Annotated in this window: 25 protein-coding genes; 8 read left to right on the plus strand and 17 right to left on the minus strand. The window is 66.4% G+C overall.

What is annotated here, in order from left to right:
* Positions 1-15: 15 nt before the first annotated feature.
* Complete coding sequence (locus tag JSE7799_RS18240) at positions 16-1,260, minus strand: cobyrinic acid a,c-diamide synthase CobB (protein WP_055664888.1); 1,245 nt, start codon at positions 1,258-1,260, stop codon at positions 16-18.
* A 67-nt stretch (positions 1,261-1,327) separates the two neighbouring features.
* Positions 1,328-2,176: a uroporphyrinogen-III C-methyltransferase gene (gene cobA / locus JSE7799_RS18245; protein ID WP_055664909.1), complete on the minus strand. Its 849-nt coding sequence runs from the start codon at positions 2,174-2,176 to the stop codon at positions 1,328-1,330.
* Between the two features lie 85 nt (positions 2,177-2,261).
* On the opposite strand from cobA, the gene JSE7799_RS18250 reads away from it, so the two are divergent.
* The 5 genes from JSE7799_RS18250 to JSE7799_RS18270 all read left to right on the plus strand — a co-directional run bounded on the left by JSE7799_RS18250 (position 2,262) and on the right by JSE7799_RS18270 (position 6,092).
* Positions 2,262-3,293 carry a cobalt-precorrin-5B (C(1))-methyltransferase gene (locus JSE7799_RS18250; RefSeq protein ID WP_055664889.1) on the plus strand — a complete coding sequence of 344 codons (1,032 nt, stop codon included), beginning with the start codon at positions 2,262-2,264 and terminating at the stop codon, positions 3,291-3,293.
* Entirely contained in the window at positions 3,290-4,009 is a 720-nt protein-coding gene (locus JSE7799_RS18255) for a precorrin-6A/cobalt-precorrin-6A reductase (RefSeq protein ID WP_055664890.1), read from the plus strand. Before JSE7799_RS18250 ends, JSE7799_RS18255 begins: the two co-directional genes overlap by 4 nt.
* Positions 3,984-4,607 carry a DNA-3-methyladenine glycosylase family protein gene (locus tag JSE7799_RS18260; RefSeq protein ID WP_144431809.1) on the plus strand — a complete coding sequence of 208 codons (624 nt, stop codon included), beginning with the start codon at positions 3,984-3,986 and terminating at the stop codon, positions 4,605-4,607. The genes JSE7799_RS18255 and JSE7799_RS18260 overlap by 26 nt, the downstream gene beginning before the upstream one ends.
* Positions 4,604-5,260, plus strand: coding sequence for an alpha/beta hydrolase (locus JSE7799_RS18265; RefSeq protein ID WP_055664892.1), 657 nt, complete (start codon positions 4,604-4,606; stop codon positions 5,258-5,260). The genes JSE7799_RS18260 and JSE7799_RS18265 overlap by 4 nt, the downstream gene beginning before the upstream one ends.
* A gap of 214 nt (positions 5,261-5,474) precedes the next feature.
* Complete coding sequence (locus tag JSE7799_RS18270) at positions 5,475-6,092, plus strand: HNH endonuclease (protein ID WP_055664893.1); 618 nt, start codon at positions 5,475-5,477, stop codon at positions 6,090-6,092.
* A 58-nt stretch (positions 6,093-6,150) separates the two neighbouring features.
* Here JSE7799_RS18270 and JSE7799_RS18275 read toward each other — a convergent pair whose 3' ends face one another.
* From JSE7799_RS18275 to cysP, 14 genes are all read right to left on the minus strand, one after another.
* Positions 6,151-7,086 carry a DMT family transporter gene (locus JSE7799_RS18275; protein WP_083480677.1) on the minus strand — a complete coding sequence of 312 codons (936 nt, stop codon included), beginning with the start codon at positions 7,084-7,086 and terminating at the stop codon, positions 6,151-6,153.
* A complete protein-coding gene (locus tag JSE7799_RS18280; protein WP_055664894.1) occupies positions 7,083-8,372 on the minus strand; it encodes a sensor histidine kinase in 1,290 nt (429 codons plus the stop codon). The genes JSE7799_RS18275 and JSE7799_RS18280 overlap by 4 nt, the downstream gene beginning before the upstream one ends.
* Positions 8,373-8,480: 108 nt before the next feature.
* Complete coding sequence (gene eno, locus JSE7799_RS18285) at positions 8,481-9,758, minus strand: phosphopyruvate hydratase (protein WP_055664895.1); 1,278 nt, start codon at positions 9,756-9,758, stop codon at positions 8,481-8,483.
* A 58-nt stretch (positions 9,759-9,816) separates the two neighbouring features.
* Positions 9,817-10,695, minus strand: a complete 879-nt coding sequence (locus JSE7799_RS20745) for a DMT family transporter (protein ID WP_055664896.1) — start codon at positions 10,693-10,695, stop codon at positions 9,817-9,819.
* A 19-nt stretch (positions 10,696-10,714) separates the two neighbouring features.
* A complete protein-coding gene (locus JSE7799_RS18295; protein ID WP_083480679.1) occupies positions 10,715-10,996 on the minus strand; it encodes a PilZ domain-containing protein in 282 nt (93 codons plus the stop codon).
* An 87-nt stretch (positions 10,997-11,083) separates the two neighbouring features.
* The gene (locus JSE7799_RS18300; RefSeq protein ID WP_055664898.1) at positions 11,084-11,491 is read right to left on the minus strand and encodes a Fur family transcriptional regulator; all 408 of its coding nucleotides are present in this window, start codon (positions 11,489-11,491) and stop codon (positions 11,084-11,086) included.
* Positions 11,492-11,526: 35 nt separating this feature from the next.
* On the minus strand, positions 11,527-12,915 hold the full coding sequence (locus tag JSE7799_RS18305; protein WP_055664899.1) for a protein adenylyltransferase SelO: 1,389 nt from the start codon (positions 12,913-12,915) through the stop codon (positions 11,527-11,529).
* A gap of 53 nt (positions 12,916-12,968) precedes the next feature.
* Positions 12,969-13,904 (minus strand): nucleoside hydrolase, encoded by a 936-nt coding sequence (locus JSE7799_RS18310; protein WP_055664900.1) that lies wholly within the window; start codon positions 13,902-13,904, stop codon positions 12,969-12,971.
* Between the two features lie 223 nt (positions 13,905-14,127).
* Positions 14,128-14,922 carry a metallophosphoesterase family protein gene (locus tag JSE7799_RS18315; RefSeq protein WP_055664901.1) on the minus strand — a complete coding sequence of 265 codons (795 nt, stop codon included), beginning with the start codon at positions 14,920-14,922 and terminating at the stop codon, positions 14,128-14,130.
* Positions 14,922-15,854 carry a diacylglycerol/lipid kinase family protein gene (locus JSE7799_RS18320; protein ID WP_055664902.1) on the minus strand — a complete coding sequence of 311 codons (933 nt, stop codon included), beginning with the start codon at positions 15,852-15,854 and terminating at the stop codon, positions 14,922-14,924. The genes JSE7799_RS18315 and JSE7799_RS18320 overlap by 1 nt, the downstream gene beginning before the upstream one ends.
* 155 nt (positions 15,855-16,009) lie before the next feature.
* A complete protein-coding gene (locus tag JSE7799_RS18325; protein WP_055664903.1) occupies positions 16,010-16,732 on the minus strand; it encodes an ABC transporter ATP-binding protein in 723 nt (240 codons plus the stop codon).
* Positions 16,729-17,532: a sulfate ABC transporter permease subunit CysW gene (gene cysW / locus JSE7799_RS18330; RefSeq protein ID WP_055664904.1), complete on the minus strand. Its 804-nt coding sequence runs from the start codon at positions 17,530-17,532 to the stop codon at positions 16,729-16,731. The genes JSE7799_RS18325 and cysW overlap by 4 nt, the downstream gene beginning before the upstream one ends.
* Positions 17,529-18,392: a sulfate ABC transporter permease subunit CysT gene (cysT, locus tag JSE7799_RS18335; RefSeq protein WP_370736669.1), complete on the minus strand. Its 864-nt coding sequence runs from the start codon at positions 18,390-18,392 to the stop codon at positions 17,529-17,531. Before cysT ends, cysW begins: the two co-directional genes overlap by 4 nt.
* Positions 18,393-18,481: 89 nt before the next feature.
* Positions 18,482-19,465, minus strand: coding sequence for a thiosulfate ABC transporter substrate-binding protein CysP (gene cysP, locus JSE7799_RS18340; protein WP_186202004.1), 984 nt, complete (start codon positions 19,463-19,465; stop codon positions 18,482-18,484).
* A 356-nt stretch (positions 19,466-19,821) separates the two neighbouring features.
* Between cysP and JSE7799_RS18345 the strand changes: the two genes are divergently transcribed.
* The 3 genes from JSE7799_RS18345 (at position 19,822) to JSE7799_RS18355 (ending at position 24,077) form a co-directional block, all read left to right on the plus strand.
* Positions 19,822-21,621, plus strand: coding sequence for a cation:proton antiporter (locus JSE7799_RS18345; RefSeq protein ID WP_055664905.1), 1,800 nt, complete (start codon positions 19,822-19,824; stop codon positions 21,619-21,621).
* A gap of 261 nt (positions 21,622-21,882) precedes the next feature.
* A complete protein-coding gene (locus tag JSE7799_RS18350; RefSeq protein WP_055664906.1) occupies positions 21,883-23,298 on the plus strand; it encodes a hypothetical protein in 1,416 nt (471 codons plus the stop codon).
* A complete protein-coding gene (locus tag JSE7799_RS18355; protein ID WP_055664907.1) occupies positions 23,295-24,077 on the plus strand; it encodes an alpha/beta fold hydrolase in 783 nt (260 codons plus the stop codon). Before JSE7799_RS18350 ends, JSE7799_RS18355 begins: the two co-directional genes overlap by 4 nt.
* Positions 24,078-25,128: 1,051 nt before the next feature.
* On the opposite strand, the gene JSE7799_RS18360 is transcribed toward JSE7799_RS18355, so the two are convergent.
* Positions 25,129-26,325, minus strand: coding sequence for an IS256 family transposase (locus JSE7799_RS18360; RefSeq protein ID WP_055664908.1), 1,197 nt, complete (start codon positions 26,323-26,325; stop codon positions 25,129-25,131).
* Positions 26,326-26,540: the final 215 nt, after the last annotated feature.

A 26,540-nucleotide genomic window follows, 5' to 3' on the forward strand; every position in this document is an offset into this window, starting at 1 on the left:
CACGGGATTGTGTCGCTACGATCGGGTGATGAGGTGGAGGAAGGATCCCGACGCCGCACCTTGCCGCAGCCCGGCCGGCGCGAGGGCGGTGCCCTCGGCATCCGTGACCTGCGTGAAGAGTGGTGCGCCCTCCTCGCGGGTGACGGTGGCATAGTGGAATTCGTGCGCCGCCCAGCACCCGCCCATCGGACCGGTCTCGGCCCATGCGCGGCGGTAGCCCAGATGCAGGCGACGCGCGGCAAAGCTCGTCTCCAGCCGCAGCAAGCCCGCCATCGCATGCCTGTGGCCGTCGGCATCCACCACCCCGTCGCCCATCACCATGTAACCGCCGCATTCGCCGAAGACCGGACGGTCGCGCAACGAGGCGAGAAACGTGCCATTCGCCGCGATCCGGCCGGCGTGAAGCTCGGGATAGCCACCGGGCAGGAGGACGAGGTCGGCCGCCGGCGCGGGGTCGTCGGCCAGAGGGGAGAAGGTGCGGATCTCCGCACCCGCACGGTGCCAGCCGTCGAGCAGGTGGGGATAGGCGAAGGCGAAGGCCGCGTCGCGGGCCAGCGCGATCCGTTGCGCGGGCGGATCGATACGCGGCGGCGGCGCATCCGGCAGGGGCGCAGCATGACCCGCCAGCGCGTCGAGGTCTACGTGGTCGGCCATGACGCGCCCGGCATGGGTGAGGAAGGCATCGAGATCGGAATGCTCCTCCGCCTGGACGAGGCCGAGATGGCGCGATGGCGTCACGAGTTGAGCATCGCGCGGCACGGAACCCAGCACGGGAAGCGGGCAGGCCCGGCGCAACATCGCCTCGTGTCGGGCGGAGCCGACGCGGTTCAGGATCACCCCCGCGACGCGCACATCCGGGTCGTGCCCGGCAAAGCCTGCAACGAGAGGGGCGACGGATTGCGCCATCCGCGCCGCATCCACGATCAGAATGACGGGCAGCGAGAGCATGCGCGCGAGGTCCGCCCCCGCGCCGCGCCCGTCGGGCGGCGCGCCGTCGAACAGGCCCATGGCCCCCTCGATCAGCAGAAGGCCCGGACCGGCGGCAAGGCCCCCGATGGTTTCGGGCGCCATGGCCCAGGCGTCGAGATTCGGGCAGGGGGCGCCGGATGCGGCCTCGTGGAAGCGGGGATCGATGTAGTCCGGGCCGGATTTCGCACCGCGCACGGGCGTGCCCCGGTCGCGAAGCGCCCGCAGCAGGCCCAGCGTCACCGTCGTCTTGCCCGCGCCCGAGGACGGCGCGGCGAGGATCAGGCCGGGCATCGGGGCGGGCAATTACCCATGGGTAATTGGTGCAAGTCATGGAAATCGTGGCAGGAAAAAATGAGGATCACCCGGTTTCAGCTGGCCGCCGGAGGCCCAGCGGGTCGAGATCGCGCGGCACGGCCCCCTCCGCATAGGCCCGCCAGTCGAGCGCCTGACGCAGCGCCACGGCCATGCCGATGCAGATGATTGCCGGCGGCTCCAGCCCCGCCGCGGCGATGTCCGCCGCGACGCGTTCGAGCGTCGTTTCGATCGTGCGCTGATCTTCGAGGGTGGCGGTGGTGGTGACGGCGACAGGCTCCGTCGGCGCGCGCCCGGCGGCGATGAGCTTGCCGGCGATTTCGCCGATATGCTTCATGCCCATATACATCACGATGACCTGGCTGCCCCGCGCGATGCCGGCCCAGTCGAGGGCCGTCGGCGTCAGCCCCGCCCGGTCGTGACCGGTGACGAAGGTGACCGACTGGTTCACGTCGCGATGCGTGACCGGGATGCCCGCATAGGCCAGACCGGCGATGCCGGCGGTGATGCCCGGCACGATGCGGATGGGGATGCCGTGCTGCACCAGTGTCTGCGCCTCTTCGCCGCCGCGCCCGAAGACAAAGGGGTCGCCGCCCTTGAGCCGCAACACGCGCCGCCCCGCGCGGGCGAGGTCCACCAGCCGCAGCGAGATGTCGCGCTGCTTGGCCGAGGGTTTGCCGCCGCGCTTGCCGGCATAGATCCGCTCCGCCTGCGGCGCCCAGTCGAGGATCCCCTCATGCACGAGCGCATCGTAGACGATCACGTCCGCCTGCCGCAGCGCGTTGAGCGCGTGGAGTGTCAGCAAACCCGGGTCGCCCGGCCCCGCACCGCACAGCCAGACCCAGCCGGGCATCAGCTCGGGCCAGTCATGGGAGGTGGGGAGTCGGGCATCCATGACCCCTCTATGCCGCGTGCGCGCGCCGCGCGAAAGCCGGGAGGCGACCATTGGCGGCGCGGAGCCGTCGTGCGATGGATTGCAGATGGACGAGACTCCGAAGCTTCGCCGCGGCTGGACCACGGGCGCCTGCGCGACGGCCGCGTGCAAGGCGGCGCTGGAGGGCTTGTGGGGCGGGACGATTCCGGACCTGGTGACGATCCGCCTGCCGCGTGGCGAGACGCCGACATTCGCGCTGTCTCACGCGGTGGGCGGGGCCGACTGGGCCGAGGCGGGAATCGTCAAGGATGCCGGTGACGATCCGGACGTGACGCACGGGGCGGAGATCCGGGTGCGGGTGTCGGCCTCCTCCGGTGGCGTTGTGTTCCGCGCGGGCGAGGGGGTCGGAATCGTGACGAAACCCGGGCTGCCGATCGCCGTGGGCGAACCCGCGATCAACCCGGTGCCCCGTGCGATGATCGACGAGGTGGTGGCCGAGGCGGCGGGCGAATTCGGGCGCGCACCCGACGTGACGGTGACGGTGTCGGTGCCCGGCGGGGCGGCCTTGGCGGCGAAGACCTGGAACCCCCGGTTGGGGATCGAGGGCGGCCTGTCGATTCTCGGAACGACGGGGATCGTGCGGCCGTTTTCCTGTGCGGCCTGGATCGCGTCGATCCATCGCGGGGTGGATGTCGCGCGGGCGAGCGGCCTGACCCATGTGGCGGGCTGCACCGGGGCGACGAGCGAGCGGGTGGTGCAGGCGCTGCATGGCCTGCCGGATCACGCGATGCTCGACATGGGGGATTTCGCGGGGGGGATGCTGAAATATCTCGCACGCCATCCGGTGCCGCGCATCACGCTGGGCGGCGGGATCGGCAAGCTCACCAAGTTCGCGCAGGGTGCGATGGACCTGCATTCCGGACGGAGCCAAGTCGATTTCGCCGTGCTCTCGGATTGGGCCGGGATCGACCTGACCGGGTGCAACACGGCTCTGGAGGCGGTGGGGCGTGTCCCCGCGCTGGCGGACCGTGTGGCCGAGGCTGCGCGCGCGCGGGTGTGCGGGATGTTAAAGGCGGAGGTGGACGTCGTCGTCATCGACCGGGCGGGCGCCGTGCTGGCCCATGCGCGGACTCGGTGAAGGGGCGCGTTCTGATCCTTGGCGGAACGGCGCCGGCGCGGCTGGTTTGTGCGGAGGTGTCAGGGCTCGATGTGGTTGCGTCGCTGGCCGGGGTGACGGACGCGCCGGCGCGGCTGGCCGTGCCCGTGCGGATCGGGGGCTTCGGCGGCGAGGCAGGATTTCGTGCCGCCCTCGGCGGCGTGTCGGCGGTGCTGGACGCGACACACCCGTTCGCGGCGCGGATCTCGGCGCGTGCGGTGCGGGTCTGCGGTGAGATGGGGCTGCCCTACCTGCGGCTGACGCGCCCGCCTTGGCCCACGCGGGCCGGCTGGCGGCACCATGCGGATGGCGAGGCCGCTGCGGCGGCGATCGCTGCGGGGGCCCGCGTGTTTCTATCGACCGGGCCGGGGTCGTTGCCAGCCTTCGAGGAGCGCAGGCTGGACATTACCTGCCGGCGCATCGATCCGGCGCCGGAGCGGGCGGGCGTGCGATGGATCCTTGGGCGCCCGCCCTTCACGCTGGAGGCGGAGACGGCGCTGTTCGCCACGCTGGGCATTACCGATCTGGTGACGAAGAATGCCGGCGGGCCGGCGCCAAAGCTCGACGCGGCCGGGGTGCTCGGGCTACGGGTGCACGTAATCGACCGGCCACGGGGGCTGGGGGGAGAGGAAACGCATGACATCGACCGCGCCATCGCCTTCGTCCGCACCCATGCGGCGGATCGAAACCGAGGCTGACGTGGCCGAGGGCGCGGCATGGCTCGCCGCGCGGGATCCCCGTTTCGCCGTCGCGCTGGAGACGGTCGGGCCGCTGCCGCTGCGCCGCCGGGAGGACGGGTTTCGCGCGCTTCTGGGTGCGATCGTGAGCCAGCAGGTCAGCGTCGCCTCCGCCAATGCCATCGTCGCGCGCTGCGAGGCGGGCGGGCTGCACGATCCCGCGATTGTGGTGGCGGCCGAGGATGAAGTCATGCGCGAGGCTGGCCTGAGCCGGCAGAAAATCCGCTATATCCGTGCGCTGGCGGCGGCGGGGATCGACTACGACAGGCTGCGGAAGGCCTCGACGGAGGAGGTCGTCGCGACTCTGACCGAGGTGCCCGGCATCGGTCGCTGGACCGCGGAGATCTATGCGATGTTCTCGCTCGGCCATGCGGATGTCTTCGCGCCGAACGATCTGGCCCTGCAGGAGGGGGCGCGATTGCTCCTCGACCTGCCGGAGCGACCGAAGGAGCGGGCCCTGCGCGAAATCGCCGAAGCCTGGAGCCCGTGGCGTGCGGTTGCGGCGCGGCTGCTCTGGGCCTACTACGCTCACGTCAAGACGCGCGAGGGGATCCGATGACGCTTCGACACGAACGGCTCGGGCCGGAAAATCCGGATCGGCTGGTGATCTTTCTGCACGGTTACGGTGCGAACGCGGCCGACCTGATGGCGCTGGCGGAGCCGTTGACGCCGCATCTGCCGGGGACGGCGTTTCTTGCGCCCGACGCGCCCGAGGCGTTGCCGGGGATGGCGGACGGTTTCCAGTGGTTTCCGATTCCATGGATCGACGGCTCCTCCGAGGAGGTGGCGCAGGCGGGGATGGCGCGGGCGGTCGACGACCTTGATGCGTGGCTCGAGGAGGTGATCGCGGCCGAAGGCGTGACGCCGGCGAACGTCGTCCTGTTCGGGTTCAGCCAAGGCACGATGATGGCGCTTCACGTCGCGCCCCGTCGGGCGGAGCAGATGGCGGGGGTGGTCGCCTTTTCCGGGCGTCTTCTGTCGCCCGAGACGCTGGCCGAGGAGGGCGTGTCGCGGCCGCCCGTGCTTCTGGTCCACGGGGATGCCGACGAGGTCGTCCCGGTCCAGCACCTGCCCGAGGCGGCAGAGGCGCTGGAGGCGGCGGGATTCGAGCGCGTCTATGCCCATATTATGAAGGAGACCGGCCACGGCATCGCGCCCGACGGTCTTCAGGTGGCGCTGGCCTTCATGCGCGACGTCTTCGGAATGGAGTAGCCGCCACCGACGCGCGCGTTCTCGCAAAATCGGCACGATAACCCGGCAAGTCCGGCGGGCGCGGATTGCCGCGTCGCAAAACCGTCACGACCGCGTGGCAGGCAAGCTTCATCTGGAGCCTTGCTGTTCTTTCAGGCCAAGATATAGTCAAACTTGAATGGGGCCGCGCGCCCGGTCGGTTCGGGCGTGCCGCCTCGGTGAGAGGTCGCGAGAGATGTCTGCCCTGATCGACATTTCAGAGACGGCGCCCGGAGGAAATTTCCGGACCGCCTTTACCCGCGCACCGGCGGGGCTGAAACAATTTCCGGCGCTGGTTTTGAACGCCGATTACCGTCCGCTGAGCTATTACCCCCTGTCATTGTGGTCTTGGCAGGATGCGGTGAAGGCGGCGTTCCTGGACCGCGTGGACATTGTCGCGGAATACGACGACGTCGTCCGCTCGCCCACCACGGTGATCCGAATCCCGTCGGTGGTGGTGCTGCGGGATTACGTGGCGCCGCGCAAATCGGCGGCTTTCACGCGGTTCAACCTGTTCCTGCGCGACGAATTCACCTGCCAGTATTGCGGGGCGAAGGGCGATCTGACCTTCGACCACGTGGTGCCGCGTGCGCGTGGCGGCGTGACCTCGTGGGAGAACGTTGTGGCGGCCTGCGGGCGCTGCAATCTGCGCAAGGGGTCGAAATCTCTCAAGCAGGTGGGGTTCACGCTCCGCAAGGCGCCCCGGCGGCCGTCGGCGCCGCAATTGATGAACTTGGGACGGAAGTTTCCGCCAAACCACCTTCACGACAGCTGGATGGACTTCCTTTACTGGGACGCTGAGCTGGAGGCGTAAAGTTCAAGGGTGGCTCCGGGTGAAGCCGAGCGCGGCATGGCGACGGCGTCGCGCGCGTTCAGGCCCGGCTTTCCCGCCAGAGCACGTAGAGCCCGGCCGCGACGGTCACCGCGATACCGAGAAGCGCGACGGGATCGGGCACGTCGTCGAAGACCATGAGCCCGATCAGCGCGGCAACCGGGATCTCTACGTATTGCAGCGGCGCGAGCGTGGCGGCGGGCGCGTGGCGCAGTGACCACGTCATCATCAGGTGCCCGCCGGTGCCGAGAGCCCCCATCAGCAGCATCAGCGGCCAGAGATCGCCGGGAGCGACGAGGGCCATTGGCCCGTGCCGCGGCAGGACGACATAGGCGGCGACCAGCGCGAGCAGGCCGATCAGGCCCGATGCGGCCTGCATCGTGATCGGATCGGCCTCGCGCGCCAGACGCCGCGTCACGAGGATGAAGATCGCGAAGACGAAGGCGACGGCGAGCGGGTAGATCACCGGCCAGCCGACCGTGATGAGATTCGGCTGCATCACGAGGAGTGTGCCCCCGAACCCCACGCCGCAGGCGATGAGACGGCGCGGGCCGACCGTCTCGCCCAAGACGACGGCGCCCAGAAGCAGCAGGATGAACGGCATCACGAAGGCTATCGCGATCGCATCCGCCAGTGGCAGGTGGATCAGCGCCATCGTCATCAAGTAGATCCCCGCAATCTGCAGGGCCGTGCGCAGGAGCGTCAGGCGCCAGCCAAGGGCCGACATCCGCCAGTCGCGCCCCATTGCCGCGACCAGCGGAACCAGCATCGACGCCTGGACCGCGAATCGTATCGCGACGAGTTGCAGGACCGGGATCGTCATGGCCAACGCCTTTGCCGTCGCGTCGGACGCGGGGGCAAGCACGCAGAAGCCCAGCATCAGCACGAGGCCCAGCACGGGCCGGTCGACTTGGCCGGGCAGGGGGGCGGCGATGGGCGCCGGGCCGGGGGCCGCCGCAGGGCCTGGTCGCGTCATCCGCGCAGGCGCAGCTTGGCCGTCGTCCCGTGACCGGGCGCGCTTTCGAGTTCGAACCGGCCGCCGGATTGTTCGGCAAAGGTACGCACCATGGCAAGGCCGAGGCCCGTGCCCTTGCCTTCGGGCTTGGTCGTCACGAACGCCTCGGTGGCGTGTCGGAGGACCTCGGGCGTCATGCCCGGCCCGTCATCGGTGACGGTGATGATGATCTCGCCAAGCGTCTGTTGGTCGCCGGAGCTGACACGTTGCGCGGTGATCGAGACGATTCCGCCGGAAGGCATCGCGTCCTTGGCATTGACGATCAGGTTCAGGAGCGCCGCCTCCAGTTGCGCGGGATCGGTGCGCAGGCTGAGCCGGGGTTCGGAATTGACGTCGAGAACGACATTCGCCGGCAGAACGCGCCGGGCGAAGGTGATGAGCCCGGCGAAGAACTCGTCGAGCAGGACGATCTCCGGATCGGTCGGTCTCCGGCGGCTTGTGGCAAGAAGCTGCCCCACCAGCTTGCCGCCGCGATCGGTCGCCGCGCCGATCTCGCGCAGGAGCGGGCCGCGCTCCGCCTCGGGAACTTCGGGAAGCAGGTCGATATTGCCGCGCATGACGGTCAGCAGGTTGTTGAAATCATGCGCGATCCCGCTGGTCAGGCGACCGACCGCCTCGCCCTTCTGCGCATGGGCCAACTCCTCGGTGCGGCGCGACAGCCGGGCGCGATCATCGGCCGTCGTCAAGGCGACGCGCGCGAAGTAGATCGTCACGAGCCCGGCCGCCATGTGCAGGAAGATCCGGCTGGGATCGTCGTAGCCGCTCATCAGGCCGACGCCGAAGGTCACCGCCTGCGCACCGGAGCCGACGATGATGACGCCGATCCGCGTCGCATCCACGGAGCGGGTGTCGTAGCCGATGCAATTGAGCGCCTGGCCGAATGTCAGGACCATCGCGGCCCAGGCGCCCAGGAACAGGGGAGAAAACGCGCTGATGATCGGGAGGGCGATGAAGGCCGAGATCGTTATCGCGTGATGTGCGAGAAGCCAGCCCAGCATCGGCCGGGTGATGTGCTGCTTCTGCGAAACGCGACGGGCGTGGGAGATATAGGTGAGATCGGAAACGAAATAGACGGCCAGCGGCAGCAGCAGCCACGGCGTCATGCCATAGGCCAGCATGAGCGTGACGCCGGCGCCGACCATGCCGAGACGGAGCGGACGATCCTGCGTCTGCTTCGTCTCGATGGCAAGAAAGGCGGAAACCCGGTGCCGAAATTGCAGATCCGCTTGGGTTGGGAGATACATCATGCGAACGCTCCGTTGGCGTTCACGCTATAGATAAGCGAAAAATCGCACAAGCAGACTCCGCCGCGGCAAAGACGCGCCCCGATGAGGCGCGCCCGCACACGATTACGATCACGATCGCAGGATCGACCGGCCAGCATAGATCGCGGTCTCGCCCAACATCTCTTCGATGCGGATAAGTTGGTTGTATTTGGCCAGCCGATCCGAACGCGCCAGCGAGCCGGTCTTGATCTGCCCGCAATTCGTGGCGACGGCGAGATCGGCGATCGTTGCGTCCTCGGTCTCGCCGGAGCGGTGCGACATCACGCAGGTCATGCGGTTGCGGTGGGCGAGGCTGACCGCTTCGAGCGTCTCCGAGAGGGTGCCGATCTGGTTCACCTTTACGAGGAGCGAGTTCGCCGCGCCCTTGTCGATGCCGTCGGCCAGGCGCGACGGGTTCGTCACGAAAAGGTCGTCGCCCACGAGTTGCACCTTGTGGCCCAGCGCCTCGGTCAGGCGAACCCAGCCGTCCCAGTCATCCTCGGCCATGCCATCCTCGATCGACAGGATCGGGTAGTCGCGCACCAGCGCGGCGAGGTATTCGACGTTCTCTTCGGAGGAGAGGACTTTTCCTTCTCCGGCAAGATGGTACGCGCCGTCCTTGAAGTATTCGGTGGCCGCGCAATCGAGGGCGAGCATCATGTCCTCGCCCGGCTGGTAGCCGGCCTTTTCGATGGCCTTGAGGATGAAATCGAGCGCATCGCGCGTGCCGGGCAAGTCGGGTGCGAAGCCGCCCTCATCTCCGAGCCCCGTCGACAGGCCCGCCGCCGAAAGCTCTCCCTTGAGTGTGTGGAATACCTCGGAGCCCATGCGGACGGCCTCGGCAATCGAGTCGGCGGCCACCGGCATGATCATGAATTCCTGGATGTCGATCGGATTGTCGGCATGTTCGCCGCCATTGACGATGTTCATCATCGGTACCGGCAGGACGCGCGCGGCGGTGCCGCCGACGTAACGGAACAGGGGCAGGGCGCTGGCCTCCGCGGCGGCCTTGGCGACCGCCATCGAGATGCCGAGAATCGCATTCGCGCCCAGCCGGCCCTTGTTGTCGGTGCCGTCGAGTTCGATCATCGCGGCATCGATCGCCTCCTGCTCGGTCGCATCGAACCCGACGAGCGCATCGGCCAGTTCGCCGTTCACCGCGGCGACCGCCTCGAGCACGCCTTTGCCCTTGTAGCGCGACTTGTCGCCGTCGCGCCGCTCCACCGCCTCATAGGCGCCGGTCGATGCGCCCGAAGGGACGGCCGCGCGGCCCATCGTGCCGTCTTCCAGGTAGACATCGACCTCGACGGTTGGATTGCCCCGGCTGTCGAGAATCTCGCGGGCAAGGATGTCGGTGATCGGGAACATTTCAGGCCTCCGAGGGCGTTTTTCAGGTGATCGTGCACAGTCCCCTTAGCGCGCTCCGTCAGTCAAGGCCAGCGGTGCGCAGGCGCGCCTCACGGATCAGGGTGTAAAGGCCCGCCGCCACGACGATGGCCATACCGACGATCGTCGCCGCGTCCGGCCGTTCGTCGAAGACCGTTGCACCGACGATCAGCGCGAAGACCATCCGCGAATAGCGGAAGGAGGACACGACGGAGATGTCGCCCACCCGCGTCGCCGCGACGATGGAAAGATAAGCCAGCATACCGACCGCCACGCAGCAGGCGAGGATGGTGAATTGCGCCGCATCGGGCATGCGCAACGGCGCGTCCATCGCCGTCTGGAGGACAAGTCCGGCGGGGACGAGCGCGGCGAAGGCATGGAGGCTAAGTCGCGCGCCTGAGACGATGCCCGGCATGGTTCGCGTGATCAGATCGCGAGCGGCGAGCCCCAGCATCCCCGCCACGGCCAGCAGAACCGCCGGATCGAATTCGGTCGTTCCGGGGCGCACGATCAGCAGAACCCCCGCGAATCCCACCGAGATCGCCGCCCATCTGCGCCAGCCGACCGCCGCACCCAGAAACAACGCCGCCCCCATCGCCACGACGAGCGGCGTGGCCTGTATCACGGCGGAGGCGAGCGAGAGTGGGACCAGCGCGAGAGCGGAGACGAAAAAACAGGTGCCCGTCATCTCGCAGCCCGAACGCATCAGGACCTTCGGGCGAAGGTAATGCGCCGACCACAGGCCTTGGCCCGTGGCAAAAAGCCAGAGCGCGAAGGCCGCCGCACCACCGAGCCCGAGCATCCAGATGATTTGCGCCGGGGCGAAGACGCCCGACAGCCCCTTGATAAGCGCATCCTCGATCGCGAAGCCGGCCATGGCGCCGACCATCAGGACCGCGCCGCGTAGCGATTCAGTCATGCAGATTGCCTTGCGCGGCCTAGAAACCTGCGGACATGCCGGAAATTTCCATCTGTTCGCTCTGCGACAGCGGCGCCTCGAGCGTCAGGCCCGCGTGCTTCCCCTGCACCCAACGCACCATTGCCTCCCGCTCGAAGCGCGGCGTGGCGAGCACCACGCGCATGTCCAGTGCAAGTCCGTCCGGGGCGGTGATCTTCGCCCCGCTTTCGGACACGTCGAGGACAGAAACGGTCAATTTCTTGCTGCCGACGCGGAGCCAGACCTCCATCGAGGCGGGACGTCGGGGCGGTCGGTAGAACATTGGCGGACTCACGGCTGTTTCCGCAATTCTCTAATCCGCTATTCCCTAAGACGAGGTTGACGTCGCGCCGGGCCGGCACCCGGCCGCTCAATTCCGTTTCGTCCCGAACAACTCCAGCCGGTGCCCCTTGAGGTCGTAGCCCAACCGCCGCGCTATCCGTTCCTGCAAGGCCTCGATCTCGGGGTCGACGAATTCGATCACCGCACCGGTCTGCATATCGATGAGGTGGTCATGATGATCCCGCTTGGCATCTTCGTAACGCGCGCGCCCGTCCCCGAATTCCCGCCGCTCAAGCAGGCCCGATTCCTCGAACAGCTTGACCGTCCGATAGACCGTCGCAACCGAAATCCCCGGATCCCGTGCGGCGGCGCGAGCGTGGATGGTCTCGACGTCGGGATGATCGTCGGCCGCCTCGAGCACCTCGGCCACGATGCGGCGCTGGCCGGTGACGCGCAGGCCCATCGTTTCGCAGCGATCGAGAATTTTCGTGCTCATGCCATCCTCCTAGCGGCGGCCGATCCGGGGGGCAATCACGTGCCGCAGAAGGTCCGCATCACCCGCTCCTCCGCAGTCGCCGGACGACGATAGGCAACGTTCTCCTCCGTTTCGCGCCATGGGTCGGCAAGCACGGCGTTGAGCGCGTGGAACGCAGCCAAGTCGCCAGCGTAACCCGCGGCAATAGCCTCCTCAACGCGATGGTTGCGCGGGATGATCGCGGGATTGGCACGGGCCATCGCGTCGCCGTCGGGGTCGCGCGCCTGCCAGCGGGCAAACCAGTCGTCGAAGCGGTCGCGGTTCATCACCTGGTCGCGCGCCGCATCCGGCGCCACGGTCAGGGCACGGAACGTGTTGGTGAAGTCACCCTCACCCTCGGACATGATATCAAGGAGTTCCATTGCGAGGCTCATGTCGTCGACGCCGATCTTGGCGCTCATGACTCTCCCCCAGGAAGCCTCATAGAGATCTCGAAAGCCGTCAAGAACCTCCGTCGCCTCGGCAATGGCGGTCTGACGCTCTCCCATCAGCGGAAGCAGTGACGTAGCAAGTTGCGCGAGGTTCCACAGCGCGATGTCCGGCTGGTTCTTCCAGGCGTAACGGCCGAACTGGTCGATGGAGCTGAAGACCGTGTCGGGATGATAGGTCTCCATGAAGGCGCAGGGACCGTAATCGATCGTCTCGCCGGAAATCGTCATGTTGTCGGTGTTCATCACACCGTGGATAAAGCCGAGGCCCATCCACCGGGCGATCAGATCCGCCTGGACCCGCATCACATGACGCAGCAGGTCCATCGGCCCCTCGGCGTCGGGTGCATGGCGGACGATCGCGTGTTCAAGCAGGAGACGCAGCGCATCGGTGTCGTCGCGGCTGGCAAAGACCTGGAACGTGCCGACGCGAATGTGGCTGGCCGCGATGCGCGTCAGGACGGCACCGGGTTGCGGCCCCTCCTGCCGCAGCACGTCCTCGCCCGTTCGCACAGCGGCAAGCGCCCGGGTGGTGGGCAGCCCGAGCGCAGCCATCGCCTCGCTGACGACATATTCGCGAATGACCGGCCCAAGCGCCGCACGTCCGTCGCCCATCCTCGAATAGGGCGTGGGGCCCGACCCCTTGAGCTGCACGTCGTAGCGGCGTCCGTCATGGACGTGCTCGCCCAGCAGGATTGCGCGGCCATCGCCGAGTTGCGGAGACCAACCACCGAACTGATGCCCGGCATAAAGTTGCGCGAGCGGATCGGCCCCTTCGGGCAGGCGATTGCCGGCGAAGATCTCGGGCGCACCGCGAAGCGCCGCGGGGTCGAGCCCAAGCTCCCGCGCCAACTCCTCGTTCAGCGCAATCCACTCCGGCGCCGCGACCGGCTTTGGCGCCATCTTTGTGTAGAACCGCTCAGGCAGGCGGGCGTAGCTGTTGTCGAAGGCGAACATGGTCTTCCTCTGGCGAAAAATACCTCGGGGAGCGCGAGGGGCTGGCCCCTCGCTTACTTCAGCCGGGCAATCCGCTCCGTCAGAAGCGAAAAGAACCCGTCGGCATCGACGTCCCCGATGAACAACGCATTGGGAGCCCGATCGGTTACGCCCCACCAATCGGCAACGGTCATGCCGCGGGTCAATGGCGAGTCGACTTCGATCTCGACGTTGATCTCCCGCCCGGAAAACAGGTCCGGGCGCAGAAGCCACGCGATCACGCTGGGGTCGTGGAGCGGGGCACCTTCCGATCCGTATTTCTCCTTGTCGAAGCGCTCGAAAAAGCCGGTCCAGCCTGCGACCACCTCACCCACGCGCCCGGCGCGGCGGAAGGCGGCGTTTCGCGCCTGCGTCGTCAGCACCTTGTGCGTCACGTCCAGCGGCAGGACCGTCAGCGGCACGCCGGAGCGAAACACCGTCTGCGCGGCCTCGGGGTCGACGTAGATGTTGAACTCCGCCGCGGGGGTGATGTTGCCGACCTCGAAGTAGGCGCCGCCCATCAGGACGATCCGCGCGATGCGGGGCGCGATGTCGGGTGCGCGGGTCAACGCGGTGGCGATGTTCGTGAGCGGCCCGAGGGGGCAGAGCGTCACCGATCCTTCCGGCTCCGCGCGTATGGTCTCGATGATCCAGTCAACGGCGTGGCCGTCGGCCAGTGGCGTCACGGGGTCGGGAAGGTCCGCGCCGTCGAGGCCGGTCTTCCCGTGCACATGCTCCGCCGTGACCAGATCACGCGCGAGCGGGCGATCGCAGCCGGCTCGGACGGGTACGTCGCTTCTGCCCGCGAGTTCGCAGACCTTGAGTGCGTTGCTGGCCGTCAGGTCCAGCGGAACGTTGCCCGCGACGGCCGTGATGCCGAGAACCTCCAGCTCCGGCGAGGCGAGGGCGAGCAGGATGCCCACGGCGTCGTCCTGGCCTGGATCGGTGTCGATGATGATTTTCTGTGTCATGGTGCACAAGAGAGCGGCACGCCTGAAAATGTCCAGAGCACGGGGTGTTTCGCGGTGGCGATTTCCGTCACGTTTGTTCAGACTGAGATGTCATTTGCGGGAAGAGGATGACGCGTGACGGACGGGCTACTCCATAGCAGGCTCTGTCGTTTGGAGGCGCGTCTGGGTATTCGGATCCTCGGCACAACTTCCTGCGTGTTGGGGTCGAACATCGCGTGAAGCTTCAGGACGTCGCCTGCCACGCGCCGTCGATCTTCTCGAAATCGGCGGATTGGCCGGGGGCGAACTCGATCTGGCCTTCGCCCGCGATCCATTGTTCCACCTTCACCTTTCCGTCCTCGATCGACAGAAGGTTGAAATCGTTGGGCTGCCCCCGAAGCCGGGTGGACAGGCCCGTCCCGGCCTGAACGAAAAGAACGCCGGCCTGTGTCGCAAAGGGGCGGGCGTGCCACGTGTGCAGGTGTCCGGACAGGACAACATCGGCACCGCATTCGCCGAGACGCGTCAGCGCGCGGTCCGCGCCGCGCATCAGACGCTTCTCGACGTCGGAGCCATGTTCCAGCGGATGGTGCAGCATCGCGATCTGCGTCCGCGCGGGTTCGTCGTCCGTGAACCCGTTGCAGACCCGGCGTATTGTGTGGCGCCCGATGCGCCCGCGCTGCCATGACCAGCGGTTGACGGTATTGATCCCAACCACCGCGACCTCCTCATCCTCCCAGGATGGCTCAAGTTCGGGATGGATGTATTTCCGATATCGCGCCCAAGGGTACAGGAAGCGGATGAACAGGTTGTCCAGCGGTGTGTCGTGGTTGCCCGGGACGGAGAGAACCGGTGGCTGCAACTGGGCCAGGAACGCGCGTGCGGCGCGGTACTGACCCAGACGGGCCCGCTGGGTGAAGTCGCCGGAGATCGCCACCAGATCGGGGGCGAGGCCGTTGATCGTTCGGATCAGCGGGCGGAGCAGGTCCGGACGGTCGCGCCCGAAGTGGAGATCGGAGATGTGGAGGACACGCCGCATCAGGTGCCCTCCGGCGGTGCGATCACGCGGAGCGCCTTGGACAGGACCCGGAAGCGGAAGGGGGAGGACATCTTTTCCCGCTCACCGTCGCGGGCCACCACGCGGCGTCTGCTCTGGGTTTCGATATCGATGACCTCTCCGGTGAAATACTCGAAATCGCGGCCCTCCTTCATCGACCCCCAGGCGAGGCGGATGGCCATCCGGAACAGCCCCCAGCGGGACGAATCCGGTGCGAGGAAAAGCGCGAAACGTTCGGCGCGGACATCGTCGCTGCCCTTCAGGCCGAAGAGGTCGAGCTGGTAGGCGCTCCGCGCGACGAAGGCGAGGGGCGTCTTCTTGCGGACCACGCGCCCATCGACCGATACGACCAGCGACAGGGGCCGGTGGAAGCGGGTGAAGGTTGCGATCACCGACCAGTGGGCCGCCAGCCGCGATCGGCCCCAACGACGGTAGGTGCCTTCACGCTGCGTCAGGATCGCGGGATAGAGGCCGAGGCTCGCATTGTTGAGAAAGAGGCGGTCGTTGACCTCGCCCACGCTGATCTCTCGCGTTTGTCCGGTGGCGATAAGGTCGATGCCTTCGTCGATCTCCTCGGGCAGGTTCAGGCCGCGGGCGAAGAAATTGAACGTTCCGCGGGGCAGGATCCCCAAGGTGCAGCCATGACGCAAGGCCGCTTCGGCAATTGCGCCGATGGTGCCGTCGCCGCCGGCGGCGACGATCGTGTCGTATTCCACGGCCGCGCGATCCGCTTCGGCCGAGATGTCGCGGCCCTTGGAGATCTCGCGCAGGACGAAGCGGCCGGGATAACGCGCCATCGCTGCCTCGATCTGCGCACGGGGATTGCCGTTGCGCTTGCCCGATCCGGGATTGAGCAGGATGCACGCGGGAGGCGGCGACGCCTCGGTGTCGTCTTCGGTGTTCGCTCCGCGCATTTTCATCCTGCTCCAGAAAACTCGACGGAGGAAACGCGCGGCGGCGGTTTTCGTTCGATCCCTCGTGTTTCGGGTTCATCGCCGATCCCGCGGGGTTTGTACATCATCGCCGCATCATCGACCTCGGGGCCGCCACGGCCCGGCCCCGTGCGCGGCTAGCCCGCGGCGATGAATTGCCGGACGAAGTCGCTTGCCGGGTTTTGTTGCAGCTCCTCCCGGGTGCCGACCTGTTCGATCAGGCCGCCATTCATGACGGCGACGCGATCCGCAATTTCGAAGGCTTCGGATTGGTCGTGGGTGACGAGGAGTGCGGTCACGCCCACCTTCCGCTGCAGATCGCGAACGGAGCCGCGCAGGCTGCGCCTGACCTGCGCGTCGAGGGCGGAAAAGGGTTCGTCCAGGAGGAGGAGCCGGGGGGAAATGGCCAGCGCACGCGCCATCGCGACGCGCTGCTGCTGGCCGCCGGAAAGCTGCGCGGGGTATCGGTCGGCGAGTTCCGGCATCTCGATCAGGTCGAGCAACTCGCACACCCGGGTGCGGCGCTCGGCCTTCGATGGACGATCTCTGCCGCGCATGATCCTGAGGCCGAAGGCGATATTGTCGGCGACGCTCATGTGCCGGAAGAGGGCATAGCTTTGGAACACCATGCCGAAACGGCGCGCGCCGGCGGGTTTGTGGGTGATGTCGGTGCCATCCAGCAGCAGCTTGCCGCCGTCGGGCTGCGTCAGGCCAGCGATCAGGTTCAGAAGCGTCGTCTTGCCGGAGCCGGACGGGCCCAGCAGGGCGAGGAACTCGCCGTCGCGGACGTTCAGCGAGACGTCCCTGAGAACGGCGGCGCCGTCGAAGGTCTTCGTGATCCGGTCGATCTCGAGGCTCATGGCTTTGCCCCCGTGGCGGGATGGGTGATGGAGATGAGGGCCCGCAGCACGAGTGTCAGCAGGGCCAGAAGCGCGAGGACGGTCGCGGCTGCGAACGCGCCCGTCGTGTTGTAGTCGTTGTAGAGAAGCTCGATCTGGAGAGGCAGCGTCATCGTCTGGCCCCGGATCGCGCCTGAGACCACGCTGACCGCGCCGAATTCGCCGATGGCACGCGCGGTGGCGAGGATGGCGCCGTAGACCAGCGCCCAAGTGATGTTGGGAAAGGTCACCAAGCGGAAAATCTGCCAGCCATTCGCACCGAGAGTCAGGGCCGCACGCTCCTCGTCTTCGCCAGCGACGGACAGGACCGGGAGCACCTCGCGCACCACGAAGGGGCAGGTGACGAAGAGCGAGACCAGAACGATGCCGGTCAGGTTGAACATGAGCTGGATGCCGTAGGGTTGCAGCGCGCTGCCGACCGGGCCGTAGGCACCGTAAATCAGCAGGAAGCACAGGCCCGCCACGATCGGCGAGATCGCGAACGGGATCTCGATCACCACCAGAAGCGCGCGGCGGCCGGGAAAGCGGAACCGCGCGATCGCCCAAGCGGCGCAGAGACCGAAGACGATGTTCACGGGCAGGACGATCAGCGCGGTCAGGATCGTCAGGCGGATCGCGGCGAGCGTCTCCGGCTCGGTCACCGCCTGCGCCCAGACGGAGACGCCTTCGGCGAAGGCGCGCGTGAAGATCGCGGCCACCGGCAAAATGATCACGATCAGTGACAATAGCACGGCGAGGCCGATCAGGATTGGGCGGTTCATGCGCCGCCCTCCAGCCTGCGGTAAAGCCGCGTCTGCGCGACATTGATCGCCACCAGCAGGACCAGCGACAGCGCCAGCATCGTACCGGCAATAGCGGAGGCGGCGGGATAGTCGAATTCGTCGAGGCGGATCACGATGAGCAGGGAGGCGACCTCGGTCTCGTAGGGCAGGTTGCCCGCGATGAAGATCACGGCACCGAACTCACCGAGGCTGCGCACGAAGCTGAGCCCCGTTCCGGTCAGGATGCCGGGCGAAAGCTGCGGAAGGGTGATGCGCTGGAAGGTCTGCCAAGGCGAGGCGCCGAGCGTGGTGGCGGCGTCCTCCTCCCGTCTGTCGAGTTCCTCGATCAGGGGCTGGATGGCGCGCACGGCGAAGGGGATCGAGGTGAAGGCCATGGCGATGACGATGCCCCACCACGTATAGGCCACCTGCCAGTCGAGAGGTTCGAGAAGGCCGCCGATCCATCCGTCGCGCGCGTAGAGGGCGACGAGCGCGATGCCCGCCACCGAGGTCGGCAGCGCAAAGGGCAGGTCGACGAGCGCATCCAGAAAGGCACGTCCGGGAAAGCGGTAGCGCACCAGCACCCAAGCCAGCAGCAGGCCGAACGCTCCGTTGAACACGGTCGCCAGCAGCGCCGCGGAAATCGTGACCCGAAGCGCGGCGAGGGTGCGGGGGTCGCGCATGACGAAGAGGTAGTCGGACAGGTCGAGCTGCGCGAACTGCCACGCGAGGCCTGACAGCGGCAACAGGATGATCAGCGTCACGAATGTCATCGTCACGCCCAGCGTCAGCCCCAGACCCGGAAGCGGGGACCGGCGCCGCCGCCGGAGGGCGTCCATCGTGGTCTGCAGGATCGGCATGTGGGCGGGCGGCTCCGGAAGGGGGCAAACGGAAAATCGCCGCGCCCCCGGATCGGGAGACGCGGCGGGTCGGCGTGAGGGTCAGGCGATCAATTCCGCAGAAGCTGATCCAACGTGCCGCCGGAGCCGAAATGCGTCTCCTGCGCCTCGGCCCAGGAGCCGAATTGCTCCTCCACGGTGAAAAGCCCCACTTCGGGGAATCGGTCGACATTCGCCTCGACCACGGTCTCGTCATGGACGCGGTTGTTGAAGGAGACCAGGATTTCCTGGCCTTCGGTGGTGTAGAGGAAGTTCAGGTAGTCGCGCGCGACATCCTGGGTGCCGCGGCTTTCGGCCACGCGCTCCACCACGGCGACGGGAAACTCGGCCAGCAGCGAACGGTCGGGCACAACGGCCGCGTATCCCTCGGTCTGCTCCGAGATGTTCAGCGCCTCGGCCTCGAACGTGACGAGGACATCGCCGATGCCACGCTCAACGAAAGTGGTCGTGGCGCCACGGCCGCCCGTGTCGAACACCTCCACGTTGTCGAGAAGGGCGTTCATGTATTGGCGGACACGCTCCTCGTCGCCGTCGAACTCGTCCATCGCCCAGGCCCAGGCCGCGAGGTAGGTGTAGCGCGCGTTGCCCGAGGTCTTGGGATTGGGGAAGATCACGCTGACATCTTCGCGCACAAGGTCGTCCCAGCCGTCGATGTTCTGCGGGTTGCCTTCGCGCACCATGAAGGCGGGCAGCGAGTAGTAGGGCGAGGCGTTGTTGGGAAACTGATCCTGCCAATCCTCGGCGACGAAGCCGGCATCGGCCAGAATCTCGACGTCGAGAACCTGGTTGAACGTCACGAGGTCGGCCTGGAGGCCCTGCAGGATAGCGCGCGCCTGCTTGGACGATCCGGCATGGCTCTGGTTGATCGTGAGGTCGCCTTCGCCGTCCCATTGGCTGGTGAAGGCAGGATTGATCTCGGCGTAAAGTTCACGGGCGATGTCGTAGGACACGTTCAGGATTTCGGTGTCCTGCGCCTGGGCGCCTGCGACGCTGCCGACGGTGACGGTCGCGGCGAGTGCAAAGCTGCGGAACATGGTTTTCTCCGTGTGTGCGAATTCGACGGGCATCTGGAACATATGTCCCGCTGCGGCTAGTGGATACTCTGCAATCAGGGACAGTTTCTTGCCTGCTGGCGGATTTGGCGGACGCGCGTTCCGCCTTGCGCCGGAACATGGAACGGCAGTCGGGTCACCACCGGCCGACGCAGCGGCATTTGTCGTTGCCTCCGTGATCTACTGGCCCAGTTCGGTCTTGGGCCCTGTGCCTGGACATGCCGAAACGTTGTTCCGCGTGGCCTACAGTCGGGCCCTTTGACAAGTCTGGCGGCAGACATCAAAGCCGGCGGCTCTATCGTTCGCACCCGCGCATACCGCGCCTTTGAGGAGATCAGATGGAATTCGCCACGGCGATCGCTGTCCTATGCGTGATATTCGGGGGCTTCGCCTCACAGTGGATCGCGTGGCGCGTCAATATCCCCGCCATCGTCCTGCTCCTTGTTCTTGGCCTCGGCGTGGGGCCGGGGTTCGGTCTCATCGATCCGAGCGCCGTCTTCGGCGACACGCTTCAGCCATTGGTGAGCCTGGCGGTGGCAGTCGTGCTCTTCGAGGGCGGTATGGCACTTAATTACAAGGAGTTGCGCGAAACGGGCTCGGGGGTGCTCCGGCTAACACTGGCGGCCGTTCCGCTGAGCCTCGGGCTCGGGGCGCTGGCCGGATTTCTGATCACCGACATGAGCTTTGGCATCGCCATCCTGTTCGGAAGCATCCTGATCGTCACCGGGCCGACCGTCATCCTCCCGCTCCTTCGGCAGGCGCGTCTCAAGCCACGACCGGCCGCGTTCCTGAAGTGGGAGGGAATCGTCAACGATCCGGTCGGCGCGATGGTGGCGGCGGTCACCCTCGAGATCCTCGTGCTTCGACAGCATGCGGGCGCAGAGGTCGCGGACTTCTGGGGGACGTTGATCTTCGGCCTCGTCATCGGGGTCGCGCTGGGGGTCGGTGCGGCCTATCTGGTCTGGTATTCCTTCCGGAAGGATCTGGTACCCGAGTTCCTGAAATCGCCCATGATCCTGACTCTGGTGCTGACGATCCATCCTTTCGCCAACATCATGCTTCACGAATCCGGGCTCGTGGCGGTCACCGTCTTCGGCGTGCTGCTCGCCAACATGAACGTGGCCGGAATGGGCGACCTGACGCGGATGAAGGAGGCGCTCGTCGTCATCATCGTCTCGGCGCTCTTCATCGTTCTGGCCTCGGATCTGGAGGTCGAGGTGCTGACCCGCCTGTCCCTGCCGCTGCTCGCGGTGACGGCGGCGATCGTCTTCATCGTCCGGCCGGTCACGATAATGCTGGTTACGATCGGGTCGGGCATGTTTCTGCGTGAGCGCTTGCTGGTTTCCTGGATCGGCCCCAGGGGGATCGTCGCCGCCGCGGTCGCCGGTTTGGCCGCGATCAAGCTCGATCCGGAGGTTTACCCTTCCGTTGTGTTGCTCCAGCCGGCCGTCTTCTCGGTCATCGCGGCGACGGTGCTGCTTCACGGTTTTTCGCTGCGGCCGCTCGCGCGTCGGCTGGACCTTGTGGCGACGCGCCGGCCCAGCATTCTGATCGTCGGCGCAAGCCCGTGGACAACGAACCTTGCGCAGCAGCTTCACAACAACGGCGTGCCGGTCACGCTTGCCGATACGTATGCCGAGGCTTTGGAGGATGCGAAGAAAGACGGTATCGATGTCCTTCGGGCCGAGGTTCTGGCCGAGAAGGGCGAGGAGGCGCTGCGGGAACGGGCGCATGACTACGTTCTCGCGGCGACGCCCGACGAGATCTACAACGCGCTCGTCTGCGCAAGCCTGAGCCCTGAAATAGGACGCGAACGTGTGCTGCAACTCGCCGCCGGCGACGGGCGGCTCCTCGACGAAAGCCGGGGCCTGAGCCGTGATCTGCGCGGCAAGATCTGGGCCGACGAGACGCTGAATTACCGGCAATTCGAGGAGCGCTTCGAGAAGGGCTGGAGGGTCGTGCCGATCGAGATCGACTCCGATCAGCTACCTGAAGATGGCTACGCATCCGAGACGGTGGTCCCGCTCATTCTCGTGCGGTCCGACGATTCTCTGGTGCTGTATTCTCCCGAAGGTACGAAGGCGCCGAATGTGGCGCAGGGCGACGTCCTGTTCGTATTCGAGGCGCCGACGGAGTGAGTTATGTTCGACCGTGCCGGGACGTCGCCCGGAGACGGCGCGGGCCTTGTCAGAAACGGGCTAGCGGGCTGAACGGGTAGCGCGTCTCACCACAGGCGGATGGCAGGCGGCGTCGGTCGTCGTTGGAGAAGCGCAATCCGTCGGGATCAAACCCGCACATTCGGAGACTTTCACGCGCCTCGCCGGGTCTGCTCCAGGGTCGGGACGGGAAGGGGGAACCAACCTCTGCTTCGCCCGTTCGTCGGTGAGCAAGGAGATTGAATGACCCGCACCCCACCCCCCGGCATCGCGTTATTCGACTCGACGAGCGGCTTGGCGGATGGGCTGGCCCATTCCCTGAAGGGCAGGGGATTTCCGGCGCTGGGGCAATCGGGCCTGGTGGCGCGGCTTGCGCCTCTCGCGAACCGGCTGCCGCGGCGGTTGCGGCAAGCGGCGTTTGCGGCGGGCGGTCCATCCGAAGCGATCTCGCCGCGGCGCGTCGACAGCGTCGATGCCGAGGATATCGCGCAGTGGGTCACGGATCTCTATCCGAAGCGCCGCTATCCGGCCGTGATGATCGGCTCCTCGAACGGTGCGCTGGCGCATGCATGCGCGGCCATGGGCATTCCGTGGCTGCCGCAGACGTTCCTGACACTGGTGCAAAAGCGCCCGCAGGACCCCGACGACGCCGTCGCCGCGATGCAGGCGGGGCATTCGGTCGCCGAGACGCTGCTCAAGGCCAACCCAGGGATTTCCGTTCACCACATGCACGACCCCAATCAGGATCGCCGCATGACCCCCTTAGTGAGCTATTTTCGGCTCAAGCACCGCAGATTACCCAAAGCCTACCGCACCTTCATCGACGAAAACCTCGAGCCGGGCGGGACCGTGTATGTCGTCAATTGCGAGCAGACGTGGCCGCTAACCAAGCTCTCCGACCGTTACTTTTTCCAGTTCGGTGCGGTGGGCGGAGCTTCGTGGGAGGATTACTTCGAGGGTGGCGAGAGGGTCCGGAACTATTTTCGGGACCTCGGCAAGGACCGACAGCGGTGGACACCTCCCGCACCGAATTACGAAGGTGCCGAGGCGGAATGGGGCTATGAGCCAGAGCTTGACCGGGACCTGGACGCGGTCGCGAAGGAGAAGGGCCTCCGGCAGGCCCGGCTGAGCTTTGGCGAACCGGAGGATCCAAGTCCGGTCGTGGCCGATCTTTTCCAGGAGCATTACCGCGCGAACGGCATCACGCCGCGGCGGCTGCTGGTCCCGTCGTTCATTCTGCAGGACCCTTACTGGACCCTGCGCACGGCGTCGGTTCCGTTCTGGATGGTGTTCAACATCGCGTCGTCGCAGCCGAAAATCCGCGACTACATCGCGCGGTCGGGCTCGTTCGAAGAGATCGCGATGATGCTGTTCCCGAACGGAACGCCGGCAATCGGGCAAGGGTCGATCGAAAGTTGGCGATCGATTCTGAACGAGGCGCGCGTCACCGGTCGGTTTATCGGCGTGGAGGAAGACGTCTATCCCAGCGACCTCGCGGGTTTGCGCCGCTACCACAAGGAATTGAAGTCGCTCGAACCGCACATCCCGATGCCGCCTCCGCTCGCACTGGAGCGTTTCGAGGCCGCAATCGGACATGCGGATCATCTGCGGTTTGACGTGATCCGGTCTGACGGCGCCGGGGCAGGGCGTTCACCATGAGCCCGGCCAGCCAAGCTCCCGCCCTGGTCGAGCGGACGCTTGACGTCAACGGGTACCGCACATTCGCGCGGACTTCCCCCGGCCCGGATGCGGAGCGGTTGCCCGTCGTCCTGATCCACGGCCAAGGGGTGTCGAGTTTTTTCGTCGCGCCAAGCGGCCGCGAACTCGCCCGAAGCTTTCCGGTCGAGATTCCCGATCAACCCGGTTTCGGCCGAAGTGCCGGTCCCACGCGGGCGCTGGATGTGGATGGCTTGGGCGATTTTATCGCCGCCTACCTCGCGGCGCGGGGAATCCCGCGTGCCGTTCTGGTCGGAACCTCATTCGGATGTCAGGTGGCGGTGGCCTGCGCCGCGCGTCATCCAGAACTGGTGGCGAAGCTCGTGCTGCAGGGGCCTGCCGCAGCGCCTGCGGACCGGGGGGCGATGAAGCTGGTCTATCTATGGTGGCAGAATGGACGCCAGGAGCCGACCGATATGAAATTGCTTGCTGCCGAATATCGTGCCGCGGGGTTTCGACGCGTTTACGACACCTTCAATCACTACCGTCGCTACCCGATCGACAAGGTTCTGCGGCGGGTCGAGGTCCCGGTGCTCATCGTTCGCGGAGCTGACGACAAACTGGTCTCCGAAGCTTGGGCGGAGCGTCTTGCGCAAGCAGCTCCGAGTGGGAGGCTCGCTCTTGTTCTCGGCGTGGCACACACGATGAGCCGCTTCTGGCCGGTGGAGTTGGCTCAGGCTACGGAAGATTTCATCCTCGACGGCGGTGGCGAGCGTTATTAACGTCTTTGCGTCTATTGGTCTTGGCTGAAATTGGCGCCCCACACTGCTTCTGCGGTCTGATCAGGCGGATGGGGTGAGCGGGGGAGATTTGGACGTTCTTAACGACTGAATGCGCTTACTTCCGACGCAAAGGGGCTCTCCCATGCCACGCAGTCTGCGCCTTCTGCTCACGCTTTTTCCACCATTCAGTATTATGGGCCGAACTAGCTTCTGCGGCAGCGCACGTTTCTAGCGGGTGACGGCTGCTGTCGTCCTCACTCCTGCTGTTGGGCAATGCCCTTCCCCATCTCGCTGGAATTTCTACCGCAGGAGTCCGGGCGCGCTTCGGTAAAGGCTGTGATCTAAGCGCCTGGCGGCGGTGCCGGGCATGCAATCGGTTGAGTGAGAAAGGCTGGGGCGGGCGCAGGTGCTTTAACTTTGTCAGCGAGTCGCCCCCTTGCGCCGTGGCGACGGGAGCTTGCGTCGGTCTCCGTTTCCAAGGGTCATGAAGGCGCCAGGCAGCGAGCTGCGGCAGCTTACAGCTGCTTGCGTCACAAGCCTCGTGAGGCGGAGGGAGACCGACGGCGAAGGGACTTTGTTTCCGTAGCGGCCGCGAAAGCTGGCGAGCGACGCAGGGGCGATTCTTGAGACAGCGGCGCGGTAAGCGCATTTCAAGCGGTCGCCTTTGTCGGGGGGCCGAACGGGAGCATGCCTCCCGATGCGGACCCTCCGCCGAAGATGTAGCCGATCGCGACGCGCACGGGACTTGGCGCATCCGGCGCGCTGCGTCCAATTTCGGTGCCCGGGCTGGGCTGCCACTTGTCACGGCCATCGCGCCTCTCGCTTTGCCGCCCGGGGCGTTTCGCAGGTTTGGTACGGGTTTTGCGGCCCAGCGTCACATTCTGGTAAGAAGCAGCGACGCACAGCCAAGACGAAGACGACGTCTGCGTCTGCATGAGCCAAGCTGCGGTTGTGAGGAAAGGGGAGACAGGTCTGGCGAAGCGCTCATGAGCCAGATAGTGCCCCATTGCGTGGTGTAGGAGCGCCGACCTTCGGAGAGGTCCGAAGCTGATCAGGTGGCCACGGTGGGCAATCTGACGTCTGCATTGTCGGTGACGCGCGCGAAGCTTTCAAGCGACATGTACCGCCGGGCGACTGTCCATTCGTCGTTTGTCTCGAGCATCAGAGCGCCGACCAGGCGAACAATGGCTTCGTCGTTTGGAAAGATCCCGATGACATCGGCGCGCCGCTTGATCTCGCGGTTTACTCGCTCGATTGGGTTCGTGGATGCGATCTGGGTCCAATGCTCGCGCGGGAAGTCCATGTAGGCCAGGACGTCGTCGCGGGAGGCGTCCATGAACACGCCGAGCTTTTCCTGCTTCTCGCGAAGCGCATCCGCGACCACTTCCCACTGGGCTTCGGCCTCGGCCTTTGTCTCCTGCGCGAAGATCGTCTTCAGCATCGCCGCCACCGCCGTACGCTGCTTGGCCGGGGCATGGGCAAGCGCATTGCGCATCCAGTGAACGCGGCAGCGCTGGTGGGGCGCGTCGAACACCCGACGCGCAGCCGCCCGCAGCCCCTTGTGATCGTCGGCAACGACCAGCTTCACGCCCCGCAGGCCGCGATCGGCCAGCGAGCGGAGAAAGCCGGTCCAGAACGTCTCGGCCTCGGAAGGGCCGGTGGCCACGCCCAGCACCTCACGTTTGCCGTCCTCGTTCACCGCAATGGCCACTATCGCGGCGCGGCTGACAATGCGCCCGCCGTCACGCACCTTCAGGTACGTGGCATCGAGCCAAAGGTAGGGCCACTCGCCCTCCAGCGGCCGCGACAGGAACGCGTTCACCCGCTCATCGATCTCACCGCAGAGCCGGCTGACCTGGCTCTTCGACATGCCGCCAGCGCCCATGGCCTTCACCAGGTCGTCCACCGAGCGCGTCGAGATGCCTTGCACGTAAGCCTCCTGGATCACAGCCACGAGTGCTTTTTCGGCTGTCCGACGCGGTTCAAGAAAGCTCGGCAAGTAGCTTCCCTTCCTCAGCTTCGGGATCTCCAGCGATATCCGTCCGGCGCGGGTGTCCCAGTCCCGCTCGCGGTATCCATTTCGCTGAACCTCACGCGACGGCGAACGCACGCCCTTTGCTACGCCAGTTCTGGTCTCAATCTCCGCTTCCATGATCCGCCTGGCCGCGAAAGCCAGCATCTCGCGCACGAGATCGCCATCGGCCTCCTTTTCAACCAGCTCAAGCAGCGCCATTCTGTCGTCGGTCATCGTCGTCTCCGTTCTTGGTTTCGAGTCTCGCAACCCGAACCTTCTCGAAGATCGACGGCGACCACCAGCGTCACACCCGGCCGCGCGCTACGCTACGCCAAGGGCTTCGCCCGCGGCCTCCTACGCCAACCGCTGGGACACTATCTCTGAAGGCGAGCGCTGGAAAGATAAAAAAATCCTATAGCCGATCCGCGCAACAGAGCCTGTCTCTCAAG

It is taken from the genome of Jannaschia seosinensis (assembly GCF_001408515.1).
GTDB lineage: Bacteria > Pseudomonadota > Alphaproteobacteria > Rhodobacterales > Rhodobacteraceae > Jannaschia > Jannaschia seosinensis.

Excerpts from the sequence above, each read along its gene's own strand:
- JSE7799_RS18350 (WP_055664906.1), top strand. The coding sequence starts at position 21,883 with ATGACCCGCACCCCACCCCCCGGCATCGCGTTATTCGACTCGACGAGC.
- JSE7799_RS18320 (WP_055664902.1), bottom strand. The coding sequence starts at position 15,854 with ATGCGCGGAGCGAACACCGAAGACGACACCGAGGCGTCGCCGCCTCCC.
- JSE7799_RS18305 (WP_055664899.1), bottom strand. The coding sequence starts at position 12,915 with ATGTTCGCCTTCGACAACAGCTACGCCCGCCTGCCTGAGCGGTTCTAC.
- JSE7799_RS18265 (WP_055664892.1), top strand. The coding sequence starts at position 4,604 with ATGACGCTTCGACACGAACGGCTCGGGCCGGAAAATCCGGATCGGCTG.
- JSE7799_RS18240 (WP_055664888.1), bottom strand. The coding sequence starts at position 1,260 with ATGCCCGGCCTGATCCTCGCCGCGCCGTCCTCGGGCGCGGGCAAGACG.
- cysT (WP_370736669.1), bottom strand. The coding sequence starts at position 18,392 with ATGCCGATCCTGCAGACCACGATGGACGCCCTCCGGCGGCGGCGCCGG.
- JSE7799_RS18325 (WP_055664903.1), bottom strand. The coding sequence starts at position 16,732 with ATGAGCCTCGAGATCGACCGGATCACGAAGACCTTCGACGGCGCCGCC.
- JSE7799_RS18260 (WP_144431809.1), top strand. The coding sequence starts at position 3,984 with ATGCGGCGGATCGAAACCGAGGCTGACGTGGCCGAGGGCGCGGCATGG.
- JSE7799_RS18345 (WP_055664905.1), top strand. The coding sequence starts at position 19,822 with ATGGAATTCGCCACGGCGATCGCTGTCCTATGCGTGATATTCGGGGGC.
- JSE7799_RS18295 (WP_083480679.1), bottom strand. The coding sequence starts at position 10,996 with ATGTTCTACCGACCGCCCCGACGTCCCGCCTCGATGGAGGTCTGGCTC.
- JSE7799_RS18355 (WP_055664907.1), top strand. The coding sequence starts at position 23,295 with ATGAGCCCGGCCAGCCAAGCTCCCGCCCTGGTCGAGCGGACGCTTGAC.
- JSE7799_RS18250 (WP_055664889.1), top strand. The coding sequence starts at position 2,262 with ATGGACGAGACTCCGAAGCTTCGCCGCGGCTGGACCACGGGCGCCTGC.
- JSE7799_RS18300 (WP_055664898.1), bottom strand. The coding sequence starts at position 11,491 with ATGAGCACGAAAATTCTCGATCGCTGCGAAACGATGGGCCTGCGCGTC.
- JSE7799_RS20745 (WP_055664896.1), bottom strand. The coding sequence starts at position 10,695 with ATGACTGAATCGCTACGCGGCGCGGTCCTGATGGTCGGCGCCATGGCC.
- JSE7799_RS18315 (WP_055664901.1), bottom strand. The coding sequence starts at position 14,922 with ATGCGGCGTGTCCTCCACATCTCCGATCTCCACTTCGGGCGCGACCGT.
- JSE7799_RS18280 (WP_055664894.1), bottom strand. The coding sequence starts at position 8,372 with ATGATGTATCTCCCAACCCAAGCGGATCTGCAATTTCGGCACCGGGTT.
- cobA (WP_055664909.1), bottom strand. The coding sequence starts at position 2,176 with ATGGATGCCCGACTCCCCACCTCCCATGACTGGCCCGAGCTGATGCCC.
- JSE7799_RS18360 (WP_055664908.1), bottom strand. The coding sequence starts at position 26,325 with ATGACCGACGACAGAATGGCGCTGCTTGAGCTGGTTGAAAAGGAGGCC.
- cysW (WP_055664904.1), bottom strand. The coding sequence starts at position 17,532 with ATGAACCGCCCAATCCTGATCGGCCTCGCCGTGCTATTGTCACTGATC.
- JSE7799_RS18270 (WP_055664893.1), top strand. The coding sequence starts at position 5,475 with ATGTCTGCCCTGATCGACATTTCAGAGACGGCGCCCGGAGGAAATTTC.
- cysP (WP_186202004.1), bottom strand. The coding sequence starts at position 19,465 with ATGTTCCGCAGCTTTGCACTCGCCGCGACCGTCACCGTCGGCAGCGTC.
- eno (WP_055664895.1), bottom strand. The coding sequence starts at position 9,758 with ATGTTCCCGATCACCGACATCCTTGCCCGCGAGATTCTCGACAGCCGG.
- JSE7799_RS18275 (WP_083480677.1), bottom strand. The coding sequence starts at position 7,086 with ATGACGCGACCAGGCCCTGCGGCGGCCCCCGGCCCGGCGCCCATCGCC.
- JSE7799_RS18310 (WP_055664900.1), bottom strand. The coding sequence starts at position 13,904 with ATGACACAGAAAATCATCATCGACACCGATCCAGGCCAGGACGACGCC.